Origin of the sequence: Streptomyces sp. NPDC014861 (genome assembly GCF_043081625.1) — a bacterium.
Taxonomy (GTDB): Bacteria; Actinomycetota; Actinomycetes; order Streptomycetales; family Streptomycetaceae; genus Streptomyces.
Genome location: NZ_JBIBWV010000001.1, coordinates 492,933 through 509,427, shown reverse-complemented (window position 1 = coordinate 509,427; position 16,495 = coordinate 492,933). Strand labels below are relative to the sequence as shown.

The window sequence follows — 16,495 nt, the reverse complement described above, 5'->3', positions numbered from 1 at the left end:
ATGCCCACGATTCTCGGCCAGAACCAGTACGGCAAAGCAGAGAACCGCGTCGTCAAGATCACGCGGGACGGCGCCACCCACCACATCAAGGACCTCAACGTCTCCGTCGCCCTCTCCGGCGACCTGAGCGACGTCCACCTCACCGGCTCCAACGCCCACTGCCTCCCCACCGACACGACGAAGAACACCGTCTTCGCGTTCGCCAAGGAGTACGGCATCGAGTCCGCCGAGCAGTTCGGCATCCACCTCGCCCGCCACTTCGTGACGAGCCAGGAGCCGATCAAGCGGGCCCGGATCCGGATTGAGGAGTACTCCTGGGAGCGCATAGCCTCCTCGGACGCCAACTCCAAGTTCATCGGCGCCGCCGAGGTCAACCACTCCTTCGCCCGCAAGGGCCAGGAGACCCGCGTCACCCAGATCACCTACGACGGCGAGAAGTGGGAGGTCATCTCCGGCCTCAAGGACCTCGTCGTCATGAACTCCACCAACTCGGAGTTCTGGGGCTACATCAAGGACCAGTACACCACCCTCAAGGAGGCGTACGACCGCATCCTCGCGACCCAGGTGTCCGGCCGCTGGCGGTTCAACTGGACCGACGACGACCAGCGCATGCCCAACTGGGAGCGGTCCTACGAGCAGACCAAGAAGCACATGCTCGAGGCCTTCGCGGAGACCTACTCGTACTCCCTCCAGCAGACGCTGTACCAGATGGCCACGCGGATCATCAACCACCGCGCGGAGATCGACGAGGTGCGCTTCTCGCTCCCCAACAAGCACCACTTCCTGGTGGACCTGGAGCCCTTCGGGCTCAAGAACGACAACGAGGTCTACTACGCCGCGGACCGCATGTACGGCCTCATCGAGGCCACGGTCCTGCGTGACGGCGCCGAGGCGCTGATCCCGGTCGACATGACCAATCTCTGAGTGGCACCACATCTCTGAGCGGCACTGAGTGAACCGGCCCCCGCCCGCCCGCAGTCGGGCGGGGCCCGGCACCAGACCGGAGGGAACCCAGCATGGCACTGCCCGCAAAGGGGCCGGCGTCCGCCGAAGGCCCGTGTTCCACCCCGTCGACCACCGAGGCCCCTGCCCGGGCCGCCTGCCATCCGGTCGACGAGAAGCTCCCCGCCTCGCGGCTCGTCCCCGCGGCACTCCAGCACATCGCCGCCATGTACGCCGGCGTCGTCACCCCTCCGCTCATCATCGGCCAGGCCGTCGGCCTGGACGCGGCCGGGATGACCCGGCTCATCGCCGCCAGCCTCCTGATCGCCGGCTGCGCCACCATCCTCCAGACGCTCGGCGTCCGGAACTTCGCCGGCAACCGGCTCCCCTTCGTCAACGCCGCCTCCTCCGCGGGCATCGCCCCCATGCTGGCCATCGCCGAGACGAGCGCCCCGGGCCACGAGCTCCCCGCCATCTACGGCGCGGTGATGGTCGCCGGTGTCTTCTGCCTCGCCGTCGGCCCCTTCTTCGGCCGTCTGCTCCGCTTCTTCCCGCCGCTCGTCACCGGCGTCGTCATCACCCTGATCGGCGTCACCCTGATGCCGGTGCCCGTCAGCTGGGCCCAGGGCGGCGACAGGACCGCCGCCGACTTCGGCGCCATGAAGTACCTCGCGCTGGCCGGCTTCACCCTGGTCGTCGTCCTGATGTTCCAGCGCTTCGGCCGCGGCTTCCTCAAGCAGATCGCGCTGCTCCTCGGGCTCCTCATCGGCACCCTCGCCGCGATCCCCTTCGGGATGGCCGACTTCACCGCCCTGCGCGAGGCGCCCGTCGCCGCCCTGCCCACGCCCTTCGCCTTCGGCGCCCCCGAGTTCCAGCCCGCCGCGATCCTCTCCCTCTGCATCGTGATGCTGGTCCTGATGACCGAGTCCAGCGCCGGCATGCTCGCCCTCGGCGAGATCTGCGACCGGCCCAGCGACGGGAAGACCATCACCCGGGGCCTGCGCACCGACGGCATCGCCACCCTGATCGGCCCCGTCTTCGGCGGCTTCCCCACCTCCGCCTTCGCGCAGAACGTCGGCGTCGTCTCGCTCACCCGGGTCCGCTCCCGCTACGTGGTCGCCGTCGCCGGCGGCGCCCTCCTGGTGCTCGGCGCCTTCCCGGTCCTCGGCGCGGTCGTCTCCATGGTCCCGATGCCCGTCCTCGGCGGCGCCGGCATCGTCCTCTTCGGCTCCATCGCGGTCAGCGGCATCCGGACCCTCTCCGAGGCCGGACTCGACGACAGCTCCAACATCATCCTGGTGGCCGTCGCGCTCGGAGCGGGCATCATCCCGCTCGCCGCACCCACCTTCTACGCCGGATTCCCCGCCTGGGCGCAGACCGTGCTCGGCTCCGGCATCAGCGCCGGCGCGCTCGTAGCCGTCCTGCTGAATCTGTTCTTCCACCATCTCGGCACCCGGAGCCGTCACTCGGCCCCGGCACTCAAATCCTCCTAGGGTCCTGCCGTGCCCTCCCCCCACGAACCCGTCGTGGAGGGATCCCCACCCCCCTGGAATGAAGGAAGCACCGCCATGGCAGCACCTTCGGCAGCCCCCCAGCGCATCGTCATCGAGAACGCGGCCATCGCCACCGTCGACGCGCAGGACACCGAGTACGCCTCCGGCCACCTCGTCGTCGCCGGCAACCGGATCGAGTCCCTCGGTCCCGGCAGGGCGCCCGAGAACCTGGAGAACGTGGTCCGGCGGATCGACGCCACCGGTCACCTGATCACGCCGGGCCTGGTCAACACGCACCACCACTTCTACCAGTGGATCACCCGGGGGCTCGCGACCGACCACAACCTCTTCAACTGGCTGGTCGCGCTCTACCCGACCTGGGCCCGCATCGACGAGCAGATGGTGCGCGTCGCCGCCCAGGGTTCGCTGGCCATGATGGCCCGCGGCGGTGTCACCACCGCCATGGACCACCACTACGTCTTCCCGCAGGGCTCCGGCGACCTCTCCGGCGCCATCATCGGCGCCGCCTCCGAGATGGGCGTCCGCTTCACCCTGGCCCGCGGCTCCATGGACCGCAGCGAGAAGGACGGCGGCCTGCCGCCGGACTTCGCCGTCGAGACCACCGAGGGCGCGCTCGCCGCGACCGAGGAGACCGTCAAGAAGTTCCACGACGCCTCCTTCGACTCGATGACGCAGGTCGCCGTCGCCCCCTGCTCCCCCTTCTCCATCTCCACCGAGCTGCTCCGCGAGGGCGCCGCGCTCGGCCGCCGGCTCGGTGTGCGCATGCACACCCACGGCTCGGAGACCGTGGAGGAGGAGAAGTTCTGCCACGAGCTCTTCGGCATGGGCCCGACCGACTACTTCGAGTCGACCGGCTTCCTCGGCGAGGACGTGTGGATGGCGCACTGCGTCCACATGAACGACTCCGACATCGCCGCCTTCGCCCGCACGAAGACCGGTGTCGCCCACTGCCCGTCGTCCAACGCGCGCCTCGCCGCCGGCATCGCCCGCGTCCCCGACATGCTGAAGGCGGGCGTCCCGGTCGGCCTCGGCGTCGACGGCACCGCCTCCAACGAGTCCGGCGAGCTCCACACCGAGCTGCGCAACGCGCTGCTCATCAACCGCCTCGGTGCCCACCGCGAGGCCGCGCTCAACGCCCGCCAGGCCCTGCGCCTCGGCACCTTCGGCGGTGCGCAGGTCCTCGGCCGCGCCGACAACATCGGCTCCCTGGAGGCGGGCAAGCTCGCCGACTTCGTCCTCTGGAAGATCGACGGCCTCGGCCACTCGTCGATCGCCGACCCGGTCACCGCCGTCGTCTTCGGCGCGGCGGCCCCGGTCACCGCGTCCTTCGTCAACGGCAAGCAGATCGTCGAGAACAACCGACTGCTCACCGTCGACGAGGACACCATCGCGCGTGACGCGCGCACGGAGGCCCAGCGCCTGGCCCGCATCGCGGCCCAGGCCTGATCCTCCCCCCGGAGTCCGGTCGGGGGGGACGGCCCCCGACCGGTCGCCGCGGACCCGAGCGGGGTCCGCGGCAGCCCGACCGGGGGGCGGCGTACGCCAAGTCGTGCTCCGCCCCCCGGGACGGTGAACCAGGCCCGCACCCCCATCGGGCCCCGTCCCCGCGCCGCACCCCTTCCTCCGGCGCGCCGCACCACCTCGCACCGAGCCGCACCTCCTGCACTTCGCACCGCATCGCTCCGACTCCCTGACATCCGCGTCACCGCCGACGTGTAACCGACCGGAGGAACCGCCGTGGCCGACGAGCCCCAGGTTCGCCATGCACAAGACGCAGGCACCGCCCCGGAAGACCGGACCAAGCATCCGGTCGACGAGATCCTGCCCCCCCTGAAGATGTTCACCAGCGGCCTCCAGCACGTGGCCGCCATGTACGCGGGCGTGGTGGCCCCGCCGCTGATCGTCGGAGCGGCCGTCGGCCTCTCCGGCACCGAACTCACCTTCCTCACCGGAGCCAGCCTCTTCACGGCCGGCCTCGCCACCTTCCTCCAGACGCTCGGCTTCTGGAAGATCGGCGCCAAGCTCCCCTTCGTCAACGGCGTCACCTTCGCCGGTGTCGCCCCCATGCTGGCGATCGTCGACACGACGGACGACAAGGCCGACGCGCTGCCGATCATCTTCGGCGCGATCATCGTCGCCGGTCTGCTGGGCTTCCTCGCCGCTCCCTGGTTCTCGAGACTGGTGCGGTTCTTCCCGCCGGTCGTGACCGGCACCGTCATCACCCTGATAGGCGTCTCGCTGCTGCCGGTCGCCTTCGGCTGGGCCCAGGGGCCCAATCCGGCGGCCGAGGACTACGGTTCGGTGAAGTTCCTCGCCCTGGCCGGCATCACGCTCCTCGTGGTCCTGCTGCTGCGGCGCTTCACCCGCGGCTTCCTCAAGCAGATCGCCGTCCTCGTCGGCCTGGTCCTCGGCACGCTGATCGCCATACCCTTCGGCGTCACCGACTTCAGCGCGGTGGCGGAGGCGGACATCGTCGGCTTCCCGACGCCGTTCCACTTCGGCGCCCCGCAGTTCGCCCTCGCCGCGATCATCTCGATGTGCGTGGTCATGCTGGTCTCGATGACCGAGTCGACCGCCGACATGCTGGCGCTCGGCGAGATCGTCGAGAAGCCCGCCGACGAGAAGACGATCGCCGGCGGTCTGCGCGCCGACACCCTCGGCTCCGCGCTCAGCCCGCTCTTCAACGGCTTCATGTGCAGCGCCTTCGCCCAGAACGTCGGCCTGGTCGCCATGACCAAGATCCGCAGCCGATACGTCGTCGCCTGCGGCGGCGGTCTGCTGGTCCTGATGGGCCTCTCGCCCGTCATGGCCTCGCTGATCTCGGTCGTGCCCCGGCCGGTCCTCGGCGGCGCGGGCGTCGTCCTCTTCGGCTCGGTCGCCGCCAGCGGCATCCAGACCCTGGTCAAGGCCGGCCTGGAGAAGGACAACAACGTCCTCATCGTGGCGGTCTCGCTGGCCGTCGGCATCATCCCGATCACGGCGCCGGAGTTCTACCACGCCTTCCCGGAGACCGCGAAGATCATCCTGGACTCCGGCATCTCCACCGGCTGTGTCGCCGCCGTCCTGCTCAACGTGGTCTTCAACCACTTCGGCGGCCGCAAGGACGACGACGAGGTGACGGCGCCGATGGAGCCCGGCGAGGAGATCCGCACCGCCAAGACGGCCCACGCCCACTAGGGTCACGGCCGCGAGGGCCGGGCCCGCCAGGGCCCGCACCGCCCCGCGCCACAGCCGTCCCGCCCGCCCCGGGCCCCGCGCACCTCGCGGGGACCGGGGCGGCGGCGTGCCCGCCGCCCTCACGCCGACTCCAGCGCGATCCGCCGGGCGCACTCCCCGGCCAGCGCCGGATAGGCGGCGGCGATCGCCTCGTACAGCCTGCGCCGCAGCAGCCGCTCGGCCTCGCGGCGGCCGGTGTCGCCGTACAGCCCGTCGAGCAGCGTCTCGTACCGGGCCAGCGCCTGCCGCAGATAGCCCACCTGCCACCGGACGAGCGAACCGGCCGGCGCCGGGACCCCCCTCCGGCCCCCGGCCGCCGCCGCGCCGCGCGCGGCCATCAGGTGCCGGTGCCGGACCGCCCGCCGCTCCAGCTCGGCCGCCGGAAGCCGGGGCACCTCGATCGGCTCCGCCCGGACCGCCGCGAGCACGGCCGCCCGCCGGTTCACGGCGAGCACCCCCACGGTCGCGCTCCGGGGCGCCTCCACCAGGGCCGCGGAGGCCGCCGCGAACTCCGGCGTCCGCTCCACCGCCGCCACCCGCGCCAGCAGGTACAGCCGCACCGGCGCCGGAGCGTACCGGCGCGGATCGCGCCCCTGCACGTCCGGCAGCCCGAGCAGCTCCCGCACCATCGCGTCGGTCCAGCCGCGCCGCCGCACCCCGGCCGGCGACACGTACAGCGAACGGTCCGTCATGATCCCCCCAAGAATCGATTACGGAGAGTAATGATTCCAGTGAAGCGCACCCCTCTGACAACGCCCCCGCGCCACCCCCTTGCGAATCCCTCCCTCCGCATGCGATATAGGTCTGGACCTTTCCGACGGACGGAGGCCGACCCGTGCAACGCCCGCTCGCCGCAAGCCTGTTGACCAGTGCGATGCTCGTCTCGCTGGCCGCCTGCACGACCTCGCCGCCGAAGGACACCACCCCGCCAGGCGTTCCCACCGGCCTCACCGCCACCTCCGGCAGCGCCACCACCGTCCACGTCATGTGGGAGGCCGCCACCGACGACCGGGCCGTCACCGCCTACCAGGTCCTCCAGGACGGCCGGCAGGTCAAGGAGCTCCCCGCCGCCACCCTCATGACCGACGTCACCGGCCTCGCCCCCGGCACCCGCCACACCTTCGCCGTCCGCGCCCGCGACGCCGCCGGCAACACCTCGCCCGCCACCCCCGCCGTCGCCGCGACCACCCTCCGCGCCACCGCGGAGGACCGCCGGCCCCCCACCGCCCCCGGCACCCTGCGCGCCACCCCCGACGGCTCCGACGCCGCCGTCCTCACCTGGACCGCCTCCCGCGACGACACCCGCGTCACCGCCTACGACGTCCACCAGGCCGGTGTCCGCGTCCACACCGCCCCCGGCACCGCCACCACCGCCCGCGTCACCGGACTGCGCCCCGGCACCGCCTACTCCTTCACCCTCCGCGCCCGCGACGCCGCCGAGAACTCCTCCCCGGACAGCCCCGCCGCCGACCTCACCACCGCCCCCGCCCCCGGCGCGCCCCCCAACACCTCCCCGCTCGCCCTCGCCGCCACCTCCGCCCGCGGCGAGGTCACCCTCACCTGGACCCCGCCGAGGACCGGAGCCCCCGTCACCCACCACGAACTCCACATCGACGGACGCTTCGCCACCACCGTCGTCTGGGGCACCAGCCCGCCCCCCGGCCGGGCCGTCTACACCTTCCCCGCCCAGGCGAGCCCCGGCACCACCCTCACCCTCACCCTCCGCGCCCGCCTCCCCGACGGCACCTGGGGCGACTTCTCCGCGCCCCGCACGGTCACCGTCCGCTGAGAACCCCGCCGGGGGTGTCCCTCAGGCCGTTCCCGGCACCCCCGAACTACCCTGGAACCGTGGCCGAGACCGTTCTCACCAATACCGGGCTGGACCAGTTCCTGGCGCTCCTCGACGGCAGGCCGGAGCACCGCGACCCCGCCTTCCTGCGCGCCGCCGAAGCCGTGCTCGGACTGCTCGCGCTGCGCGGCGCCGACCGGACCGGGGGCCTGCCCGAGCCGGCGCCCGAGCTCGTCCGGCACCTGCTCGTCGAGGACCTGCCGGCCTTCGTCTACGCCCCGCCCGGCGACCTCGCCGCCTACCCCGCCGTCCTCGGCGCCCTCGCCGCCCGCTTCGACGGAGAGCTGCGGCAGCGCGTCGCCGCCGTCCTCGCCGAGGCCGGATCCGACTTCGAACGCGCCATGAACGACCCCGGCAACCTCACCTGGCACCGGTGGTACGCCTCGCTCCTGCGCACCGTCGGGGCGGACCTGGGCGACGCCGAGGACGTGCGGCGGCGGATCGGCGCCCTCGACGGCGCACCGCTCCCCGACGGAGTGCTCCGCGCCGACCTCATGGGGCGGACCGCGCTCGCCGACACCGTGCTCGCCGAGGCCGTCGCCCGCGCCTACGTCCGCGACGCCGAGGAGCCGCCCCCCGCCGGACCGCTCCTCACCGACCACGCCGTCGCCGCCGGCATCGGCCGGGTCACCGCCGCGCTCCTCGACCGCTGGACCGCCGCCGGCCTCGCCGACCAGCTCACCGGCGCCTACGCCCGCTACGCGCCCGGGCCCGACGACTTCCCCCACCTCGTCCTCGCCGACGCCCTCCTCGACGAGCACATGGACTACCACGGCGACCCCTCGATCCCGGTCCCGCCGCCCGTCGCCGTCCCGGGCACCCCCGGAGACGTCGAGCGGGACGCCGACGCGCTGCTCGCCGCCGTGGAGGAACTGGCCGAGGAGGAGTACGAGCCGTACGGCGGCGAGGCCCCCCACCTGCTGTACGCGCTCTACCAGCGCGGCTGCGCCGCCGACTCGGTCGCCCGCCGCGCCGCCGAGTACGAGGACTGGACCGTCGACCCCGCGCTGGAGGACGTCCCCGTCACCGTCCCGGAGGGCGTCACCGGCGGGTACGTCACGCCGCCCGTGCCCGACCTCGTCCGGCTGCTCGGCTCGCCCGGCATCGGCGAGGAGGACCGGGCCCGTCTGGAGGGCCCCGCCCGGGAACTCGCCGTCGTCGCCGACCGGCTCGCCGCCACCGGCCTCGTCCTGCGCTCCGGGGACGCCTTCGGCCTCACCCCGCGCGGCGCCGCCACCGTCCGCTACCTCCTGCGGGTCCGCCGGATCGCCGCCCCCACCGCCACCGAGGCCGCCGCCTGGACCGGGCGGGACGTGGTTGCCGCGGCCGCCCAGTGGCCCCACGCGCCCGCCGCGCGCGTGCTCGCCGACTGGCTGCACGCGCGCGGGGACACGGCCGACGCCTGGTCGGAGCTGCTGGCCGCGTTCGGCCCGGCCCATGCCCACGCCGCCGAAGGAGCCGACGTACGGGCCCTGTTCGGACTCCTCGACACCGCCGCCGCCCCGCCCGGCGCGCTGCGCGGCGCCCTGCGCGACCCGGTGATCGGCGCTGCGGCGCTCGACGCGCTCCGGGCGCGCGGCGAGGAGGCCGACGCCCTCCAGGTGCCGGTGTCGGCCCGCGCCCTGAGCCTTCTCGACCGGCTGCCCGCCAAGCGGGGGCCCCTGGAGTCCCGGCGGGCCGCCTTCGACGCGGCCGCCGCCGACTGGCCGGGCGGTTCGGCCGCCCTCGTCCGGGCGATGGCCGAGGCCGACCGGCGCGGCGCCGGACGCGTCCTCGGCCCGCTCGGCATCCGTCTGCCGTGAGGGGACCCGGGCCCCGCCCGGGTCGGCCCGCCGTGGGACACGTCCCCGACGGGCCCGGGCCGGCCGTGTTCCGGCGGGCGCGGTGGCCCGACGGGACCGTGTGGATCAGCGCCAGGCACCGCCCGAGCGCCTGCGGCCGTACGCGTCGGGTGCGTGGACTCCTGGTCCCGGTTGCCTCACGTCGCCCGTGGGGCGCCGGACACGGCACAGGGCCCGGGCCCCGGATCTGTGCGTTCTCCGGGGGCCGGACCCTGATGCGGTGGTGCGCTCGCGAGCGCGGAGGTGTCAGCCGACGAGCTGCTCGTACGCGGGGAGGGTGAGGAAGTCCGCGTAGTCCGCGTCGAGGGAGACGTGGAGGAGGAGGTCGTGGGCCTGCTGCCACTTGCCGGCGGCGAACGCCTCCTCGCCGATCTCGGCGCGGATGGCGGCCAGCTCCTCGGCGGCGACCTTGCGGGCCAGCTCCGGGGTGGCGGTCTCGCCGTTCTCGAAGACCACACCCGCGTTGATCCACTGCCAGATCTGGGAGCGGGAGATCTCGGCGGTGGCCGCGTCCTCCATCAGGTTGAAGATGGCGACGGCGCCGAGGCCGCGCAGCCACGCCTCGATGTAGCGGATGCCGACCTGGGCCGCGTTGCGCAGGCCGTCGTAGGTGGGCCGGGCGTCGAGCGAGTCGATGGCGATGAGGTCGCCGGGCGCCACGGAGACGTCCTCGCGCAGCCGGTCCTTCTGGTTGGGCTTCTCGCCGAGGACGGCGTCGAAGGAGGCCATGGCGATCGGGACGAGGTCGGGGTGGGCGACCCAGGAGCCGTCGAAGCCGTCGCCGGCCTCGCGGTCCTTGTCGGCCTTGACCTTCTCGAAGGCGACCTTGTTGACCTCGGCGTCCTTGCGGGACGGGATGAAGGCCGCCATGCCGCCGATGGCGTGCGCGCCGCGCTTGTGGCAGGTGCGGACGAGGAGTTCGGTGTACGCGCGCATGAACGGGGCCGTCATCGTGACCGCGTTGCGGTCCGGGAGGACGAACTTCTGCCCGCCGTCACGGAAGTTCTTCACGATGGAGAAGAGGTAGTCCCAGCGGCCCGCGTTGAGGCCGGCGGCGTGGTCGCGGAGCTCGTAGAGGATCTCCTCCATCTCGTACGCGGCCGTGATGGTCTCGATGAGGACCGTGGCGCGGACGGTCCCCTGCGGGATGCCGACGTACTCCTGGGCGAAGACGAAGATGTCGTTCCAGAGGCGGGCCTCCAGGTGCGACTCGGTCTTCGGCAGGTAGAAGTACGGGCCCTTGCCGAGGTCGATCAGGCGCTGCGCGTTGTGGAAGAAGTACAGGCCGAAGTCGACGAGCGCGCCGGGCACCGCGCGTCCCTCGAAGGCGAGGTGACGCTCCTCCAGGTGCCAGCCGCGGGGGCGCATGACGACCGTCGCCAGCTCGTCGGCGGGCCCCAGGGCGTACGACTTGCCGGTGCGGGCGTCGGTGAAGTCGATGTTCCGGGTGTACGCGTCGATCAGGTTGACCTGGCCGAGGACGACGTTCTCCCAGGTCGGGGCGGAGGCGTCCTCGAAGTCGGCGAGCCACACCTTCGCGCCGGAGTTGAGCGCGTTGATCGTCATCTTGCGGTCGGTCGGGCCGGTGATCTCGACACGGCGGTCGTTCAGGGCCGCCGGGGCCGGCGCGACCTTCCAGGAGTCGTCGGCGCGGATCGCGGCGGTCTCCGGCAGGAAGTCGAGCGTCGAGGTGCGGGCGATCTCGGCGCGCCGCTCGGCGCGGCGGGCCAGGAGCTCGTCCCGGCGCGGGGTGAACCGGCGGTGGAGCTCGGCGACGAAGGCGAGGGCCGCCTCCGTCAGCACCTCCTCCTGGCGCGGCAGGGGCTCGGCGTCGACGACGACCAGGGGGGACGGCGCTGGTGCGGACATGACCTGTCACTTCCTTCAGCGAACTACGCGGGCGTTGCCTGGCGGCCGCCGGGCGTCACGGACGGCACGGAGTGCCGCGGTTGCCGAGATACGGCCGCGAGCGCCGTCACAGGGGATCAGGCGCTTCTATGCAGTGGATATTAGTTTCCTCATGGTGGAAGTTCAATCGTTTGTTGATATCGAGATTCTTCGAGTCGACAGAAGATGGCTCCGGGTGCCAGCTCCTTCACTCCAGGTGCCCGCACCCGGCCCGCCTCATCCCTCCAGCCGGTGAAGGTCCGCCTCGGTGTCGATGTCGAAGGGCTCGGCCACGTCCGCGCACTCCACCAGCGCGACCGCGTCCCGGTGCGCCGCCAGGTACGCCCGCGCCCCCCGGTCGCCCTCCGCGCCCGCCGCGATCCCCGCCCACCGGTCCGCGCCGAACAGCACCGGATGCCCCCGCTCCCCGTCGTACGAGGCGGCCGCCAGCGCGTCCCGCGCCCCGTACGCCGCACGCACCCGGCCCACCGCCGCCGCCCCGATCCCCGGCTGGTCCACCAGCGAGACCAGGGCCGCGTCCACCCCGCGCGGATCCGCCGCCAGCGAGGCCAGACCGACCCGCAGCGACGAGCCCATGCCGTCCGCCCACTCCGGGTTCTCCACCACCACGCACCCCGGCAGTTCGGCCCGCTCCCTCACGAGCTCCGCCGACGCGCCGAGCACCACGTGCACCACCGCGCATCCGCCCTCGCGCAGCACCCGCACCGCGTGCTCGACCAGCGGCCGGCCCCGGTACGGCAGCAGGGCCTTCGGGCGCCCGCCGAGCCGACGCCCGCCGCCGGCGGCGAGCAGCAGCCCGGCCACGAGCGGCGGGGAGGAAGGGGAAGGAGAGGCTGTCTTCGTCATGGGACCTGCTTACCGCATGACACGGAATGACACGGTCGCATGAATGCGCCGCACGGCCTCTTCCCCGCCGGGCGGCCGAGGTGTTGACTGACCCCCACTCAGGGCGCCCGACCATCGCCCTGAGCCGGTGGGAACGGACGTCTCGGAGCGGGGGACCGTGTCGCGGAGCGTGGGGCAGAGGCGAGTGACCGGCGAGGCAGTGGACCCGAGGGTGACCGGACTGCGGTCCGCCGTGGCCCGCCTCCGGCGGGAACTGGCCGGACACCGGGTGGAGTTCGCCGACCGGGAGATCGCCGAGGACGAACTGGCCGCGCTCGACGCCATGGCCGTCAGCGGCGCCCCCGAGGTGTGGCGGCTGCGCCGCAGCCTCCTCCTCGTCGCCGGCTCCCTCGGCTCCGTCAGCGTCCTGTCCGAAGCCCTGACGGGAGTCCGGCACGCCGTCGAGCTCTTCGGCCCGCCCGCTCCGCCCCGCCGGCCCGGTTCCTGAGGTCGAGCTCTTCGGCCCGCCCGCCCCGCTGGCCCGGTCCCTGAGCAGGTCAGCGCCTGATCAGCCGCCGCTCCCGGGCCGCCGCCACGGCCGCCGTGCGCGAGTCCACGCCCAGCTTGGCGAAGACGTGGACCAGATGGGACTTGACCGTGGCCTGACTGAGGAAGAGGACCTTGCTGATCTGCTGGTTCGACAGGCCCTCGCCGACCAGCTGGAGCACCTCCAGCTCCCGCTTGGTCAGCGCCTCCGCCGGTGTCCGCATCCGGTCCATCAGCCGGTGCGCCACCGCCGGCGCCAGCGCCGACTGCCCGGCCGCCGCCGTCCGCACGGCCGCCGCCAGCTCCTCCGGCGGCGCGTCCTTCAGCAGATAGCCCGACGCGCCCGCCTCCACCGCCGCCAGGATGTCCGCGTCCGTGTCGTACGTCGTCAGCACCAGCACCCGCGGCCCGCCCGGCACCGCGGTGATCGCCGCGGTCGCCTCCGCGCCGTGCATCCCCGCACCGAACTGGAGGTCCATCAGCACCACGTCGACGCCCCCGGCCGCCGCCAGCTCCACCGCGCGCTCCGCCGTCGCCGCCTCGCCGGCCACGGTGAAGCCGGGCTCGGTGTCCAGGACCGCGCGCAGCCCCGCCCGTACCACCGGATGGTCGTCGGCCAGCAGCAGCCGGATCGTACCGGGAGCCGTCACCGGGCACCTCCCGCGGGGAGCGGGAGGGTGACCGCGACGGCCGTGCCCTGCCCGGGCGCCGACTCGACGGTGAGGGTGCCGCCCAGCGACTCGGCCCGCGAACGCGTCGCCGGCAGCCCGAACCCGCCGCCGTCGGCGGACGCCCGTACCGCCTCCGGCACGAAGCCCTTCCCGTCGTCCACCACGTCCAGCGCCACCGCGTCCTCCATGAACGACAGGGTGATCTCCGCCCGCTCCGCACCGGCGTGCCGCACCGTGTTCCCCAGCGCCGACTGCGCGATCCGCAGCAGCGCCACCTCGTACGGCGTCGGCAGCTCCACCGGCGTCCCGCTCACCGAGAAGCGTGCCCGCGGTCCCGCGCCCGGCTCGCACAGCCGCTCCAGCGCCGCCGCCAGCGAACCGTGCTCGAGATCCGGCGGCGTCAGCGCCCGCACGAACCGGCGCGCCTCCGCGAGGTTGTCCTGCGCCGCCCGGCGCGCCCGGTCGATGTGGCCGGCCGCCGGCGAATCCGCCGGCAGCGCCCGCTCGGCCGCCCGCAGCAGCAGCTGGATCGACGAGAGCCCCTGCGCGAGCGTGTCGTGGATCTCCCGGGCCAGCCGCTCCCGCTCGGCCAGTGTCCCCGCGTGCCGCTCCGCCGCCGCCAGCTCGGCCCGGGTGGTGATCAGTTCCTCGATCAGCCGCTGCCGCCGCTCGCTCTCCCGGTACAGCGCCTGGTAGCCGAGGACGGTCGCCACGGCCACCGCGCCGCCGAGCGGCGGGCCGATGAAGACGCCCGGATTCGGCGCGGCGCCGTGGCCCACGTACGAGAGGATCGCCGCGCCCGCCGTCAGCGCGACCGCCGGCAGCGACCAGCGCGCCGGCAGCAGGTGGAGCTGGAGGAAGTACAGCGGGAAGGCGATCCACAGCGCCTCCGGCGTCGCCCACAGCAGCGCCAGCCAGGAGAGCGCGAGGACGGCCAGCCAGCCGGCCGCGGCCGGCTGCGACCGCCGCACGACGGGGAGCAGGGCCCCGGCCGTGTAGACCGCGCCGGTCACTCCCGCGAGGACGGTGCCGGCGGGGGAGCCGGCGCGGACCGCCGCGAGGACGAGCAGCCCCGCCATGAGGAGGTGCAGGCAGAGGCGCAGGGCGCGGCGGACGGGAGTGAGGACGCGCGGGGCGGCCGGACGGGAGGAGAGGGGATCCATGACCCCACCAGCGTAGACAGCGGGCGGCCCGGCCGGGTCAATCGAAAGTTTGAATACGGAGCCATCCCCGGCGCGATGTCCGGCAGCGGGTCGGAACAGCAGGCTGGGCCCCATGTTCGTGGCATGGAGAGACCTGAGATTCGCCAAGGGGCGGTTCGCCCTCATGGGCACGGTGATCGTGCTGATCACCCTGCTCGTGGGGCTCCTTTCCGGGCTGACGGCCGGACTCGCGCGGGAGAACATCTCCGCGGTCACCGGCCTGCCCGCCGACCGGATCGCCTTCGCCGCCCCGCCGGACGGGCGGTCGGTCTCGTTCACCGACTCGACGGTCACGGAGAGGCAGTGGACCGCGTGGGCGGAGCGGCCCGGGGTGACCGGGGCGGCGCCGCTCGGCATCCGCACCCTGAACGGGGCCGCCGGCGACCGCACCGCCGCCGTCTCCGCCTTCGGTACGGAGCCGGGCGACGGCCTCGCCCCGGCGGCCGTCGCGCCGGGCCGGGCGGTCCTGTCCGAGTCGGCGGCGAAGGAGCTGGACGCGCGTCCCGGCGACGCGGTCCGGCTCGGCCCGCTGGACGTCACCGTCGCCGCGATCGCCGGGGACGCCTCGTACAGCCACACGCCCGTCGTGTGGACCTCGCTCGACGACTGGCAGCGGCTCGGGCACACCGGCACGACCACGGAGGAGCAGGCGACGGTGATCGCGCTGCGCGGGGACGCCGACTGGGCGGCGGGTGACGCGGCCGCGGGCACGCAGGCGCGGACGGTGGACGGCGCCCTCACCGCCATCGGCTCCTACCAGGCGGAGAACGGCTCCCTCCAGCTCATGCGGGGCTTCCTCTTCGTGATCTCCGCGCTCGTCATCGGGGCCTTCTTCACCGTCTGGACCATCCAGCGCGGCGGTGACGTCGCCGTCCTCAAGGCGCTCGGCGCCTCCACGTCCGGTCTGCTGCGCGACGCGCTGGGACAGGCGGTGCTGATGCTGGTGGCCGGGACGCTGCTGGGCACGGGGCTCGCCGTCGGCCTCGGCGCGCTGGTCAGCGGCGGCGACGTGCCCTTCGTGCTCGCGCCGCTGACCGTGCTCGGCCCGGCCGGCGTGATCATCGTGCTCGGCGCCGTCGGCTCCGCGCTATCCGTCCGGCGGATCACCGCCGTCGACCCCCTCACCGCGCTCGGGAGCGTCCGATGAGCCTCGCACTCGATGCCGTCACCCTCACCTACCCGGACGGTGACGGCCGCCTCACCGCGCTCGACGCCGTCTCCCTCACCGTCCCGCCGGGCCGGATGACCGCCGTCGTCGGCCCCTCCGGCTCCGGCAAGTCCAGCCTGCTCGCCGTCGCCGCGACCCTGGTGACGCCCGACCGGGGGCGGGTCGCCGTGGCCGGCACGGACACGGCGGGGCTCGACGCCGCGGGGCAGGCGGCGCTGCGCCGGACGTCGATCGGGATCGTCTTCCAGCAGCCGAACCTGCTGCCCTCGCTGACGGCGGCCGAACAGCTCCAGGTCATGGCGCACCTGTCGGGCCGCCGGCCGAGGTCGGTACGGGACCGGGCCATGGAGCTGCTCGACGCGGTCGGCCTCGCGGACCGGGCCGGCCGCCGGCCGCACCAGCTCTCCGGCGGGCAGCGGCAGCGGGTGAACATCGCGCGGGCGCTGATGAACGAGCCCGCGGTCCTGCTGGTCGACGAGCCCACGAGCGCGCTCGACCACGAGCGGGGGGCGGCGGTGGTCGCGCTGCTCGCCGCCCTGACCCGGGACCGGGGCACGGCGACGGTCCTCGTCACCCACGACCGCTCCCACCTGGCGGCGGCGGACCGGGTGGCGACGGTCGAGGACGGCCGCCTGACGGAGGAGCCCGCGGGGGCCCTCCTGGAGGGGCGTTCCCGGGAGGCCGTCGAGTAGGCGGCCGAGAAGCCGCCGAAACGCCGCGGCGGGGGGGGGGGGGGGGGGCGCCGGCGCCGCCCCCGCGCCGGCCCAACGCCGGGCGGGGTGGGGGCCCGCGGGCCCCCGGGGGCGGGCCGCC

Annotated in this window: 14 protein-coding genes; 9 read left to right on the top strand and 5 right to left on the bottom strand. The window is 74.0% G+C overall.

The genetic code is table 11. The features are described from left to right. The 4 genes from pucL (at position 1) to ACF1BN_RS02195 (ending at position 5,633) form a co-directional block, all read left to right on the top strand. A complete protein-coding gene (pucL, locus tag ACF1BN_RS02210) occupies positions 1-924 on the top strand; it encodes a factor-independent urate hydroxylase (protein WP_392329673.1) in 924 nt (307 codons plus the stop codon). A gap of 92 nt (positions 925-1,016) precedes the next feature. After that, positions 1,017-2,435 (top strand): nucleobase:cation symporter-2 family protein, encoded by a 1,419-nt coding sequence (locus ACF1BN_RS02205; RefSeq protein WP_392329672.1) that lies wholly within the window; start codon positions 1,017-1,019, stop codon positions 2,433-2,435. 75 nt (positions 2,436-2,510) lie between these two features. Then, a complete protein-coding gene (locus ACF1BN_RS02200) occupies positions 2,511-3,902 on the top strand; it encodes an 8-oxoguanine deaminase (protein WP_392329671.1) in 1,392 nt (463 codons plus the stop codon). Positions 3,903-4,292: 390 nt separating this feature from the next. Then, entirely contained in the window at positions 4,293-5,633 is a 1,341-nt protein-coding gene (locus ACF1BN_RS02195) for a nucleobase:cation symporter-2 family protein (protein WP_392329973.1), read from the top strand. A gap of 119 nt (positions 5,634-5,752) precedes the next feature. On the opposite strand, the gene ACF1BN_RS02190 is transcribed toward ACF1BN_RS02195, so the two are convergent. Further along, complete coding sequence (locus ACF1BN_RS02190; protein WP_392329670.1) at positions 5,753-6,364, bottom strand: hypothetical protein; 612 nt, start codon at positions 6,362-6,364, stop codon at positions 5,753-5,755. Positions 6,365-6,507: 143 nt separating this feature from the next. On the opposite strand from ACF1BN_RS02190, the gene ACF1BN_RS02185 reads away from it, so the two are divergent. Both ACF1BN_RS02185 and ACF1BN_RS02180 read left to right on the top strand, forming a co-directional pair. Beyond that, entirely contained in the window at positions 6,508-7,461 is a 954-nt protein-coding gene (locus ACF1BN_RS02185) for a fibronectin type III domain-containing protein (protein WP_392329669.1), read from the top strand. A gap of 59 nt (positions 7,462-7,520) precedes the next feature. After that, positions 7,521-9,323: a hypothetical protein gene (locus ACF1BN_RS02180; RefSeq protein ID WP_392329668.1), complete on the top strand. Its 1,803-nt coding sequence runs from the start codon at positions 7,521-7,523 to the stop codon at positions 9,321-9,323. Positions 9,324-9,608: 285 nt separating this feature from the next. Here ACF1BN_RS02180 and aceB read toward each other — a convergent pair whose 3' ends face one another. Together aceB and ACF1BN_RS02170 are read right to left on the bottom strand one after the other, a co-directional pair. After that, positions 9,609-11,231: a malate synthase A gene (gene aceB / locus ACF1BN_RS02175; RefSeq protein WP_392329667.1), complete on the bottom strand. Its 1,623-nt coding sequence runs from the start codon at positions 11,229-11,231 to the stop codon at positions 9,609-9,611. A gap of 255 nt (positions 11,232-11,486) precedes the next feature. Then, a complete protein-coding gene (locus ACF1BN_RS02170; protein ID WP_392329666.1) occupies positions 11,487-12,116 on the bottom strand; it encodes an NTP transferase domain-containing protein in 630 nt (209 codons plus the stop codon). A gap of 157 nt (positions 12,117-12,273) precedes the next feature. On the opposite strand from ACF1BN_RS02170, the gene ACF1BN_RS02165 reads away from it, so the two are divergent. Further along, positions 12,274-12,603 (top strand): DUF5955 family protein, encoded by a 330-nt coding sequence (locus ACF1BN_RS02165; RefSeq protein WP_392329665.1) that lies wholly within the window; start codon positions 12,274-12,276, stop codon positions 12,601-12,603. A 49-nt stretch (positions 12,604-12,652) separates the two neighbouring features. Here ACF1BN_RS02165 and ACF1BN_RS02160 read toward each other — a convergent pair whose 3' ends face one another. Then, a complete protein-coding gene (locus ACF1BN_RS02160) occupies positions 12,653-13,291 on the bottom strand; it encodes a response regulator (protein ID WP_392329664.1) in 639 nt (212 codons plus the stop codon). After that, positions 13,288-14,475: a sensor histidine kinase gene (locus ACF1BN_RS02155; protein ID WP_392329663.1), complete on the bottom strand. Its 1,188-nt coding sequence runs from the start codon at positions 14,473-14,475 to the stop codon at positions 13,288-13,290. Before ACF1BN_RS02155 ends, ACF1BN_RS02160 begins: the two co-directional genes overlap by 4 nt. Positions 14,476-14,587: 112 nt before the next feature. Between ACF1BN_RS02155 and ACF1BN_RS02150 the strand changes: the two genes are divergently transcribed. After that, positions 14,588-15,661, top strand: coding sequence for an ABC transporter permease (locus tag ACF1BN_RS02150; RefSeq protein WP_392329662.1), 1,074 nt, complete (start codon positions 14,588-14,590; stop codon positions 15,659-15,661). After that, positions 15,658-16,374 carry an ABC transporter ATP-binding protein gene (locus tag ACF1BN_RS02145; protein ID WP_392329661.1) on the top strand — a complete coding sequence of 239 codons (717 nt, stop codon included), beginning with the start codon at positions 15,658-15,660 and terminating at the stop codon, positions 16,372-16,374. The genes ACF1BN_RS02150 and ACF1BN_RS02145 overlap by 4 nt, the downstream gene beginning before the upstream one ends. Positions 16,375-16,495 lie beyond the last annotated feature (121 nt).

Excerpts from the sequence above, each read along its gene's own strand:
- pucL (WP_392329673.1), top strand. The coding sequence starts at position 1 with ATGCCCACGATTCTCGGCCAGAACCAGTACGGCAAAGCAGAGAACCGC.
- ACF1BN_RS02205 (WP_392329672.1), top strand. The coding sequence starts at position 1,017 with ATGGCACTGCCCGCAAAGGGGCCGGCGTCCGCCGAAGGCCCGTGTTCC.
- ACF1BN_RS02200 (WP_392329671.1), top strand. The coding sequence starts at position 2,511 with ATGGCAGCACCTTCGGCAGCCCCCCAGCGCATCGTCATCGAGAACGCG.
- ACF1BN_RS02195 (WP_392329973.1), top strand. The coding sequence starts at position 4,293 with ATGTTCACCAGCGGCCTCCAGCACGTGGCCGCCATGTACGCGGGCGTG.
- ACF1BN_RS02190 (WP_392329670.1), bottom strand. The coding sequence starts at position 6,364 with ATGACGGACCGTTCGCTGTACGTGTCGCCGGCCGGGGTGCGGCGGCGC.
- aceB (WP_392329667.1), bottom strand. The coding sequence starts at position 11,231 with ATGTCCGCACCAGCGCCGTCCCCCCTGGTCGTCGTCGACGCCGAGCCC.
- ACF1BN_RS02170 (WP_392329666.1), bottom strand. The coding sequence starts at position 12,116 with ATGACGAAGACAGCCTCTCCTTCCCCTTCCTCCCCGCCGCTCGTGGCC.
- ACF1BN_RS02155 (WP_392329663.1), bottom strand. The coding sequence starts at position 14,475 with ATGGATCCCCTCTCCTCCCGTCCGGCCGCCCCGCGCGTCCTCACTCCC.
- ACF1BN_RS02150 (WP_392329662.1), top strand. The coding sequence starts at position 14,588 with ATGTTCGTGGCATGGAGAGACCTGAGATTCGCCAAGGGGCGGTTCGCC.
- ACF1BN_RS02145 (WP_392329661.1), top strand. The coding sequence starts at position 15,658 with ATGAGCCTCGCACTCGATGCCGTCACCCTCACCTACCCGGACGGTGAC.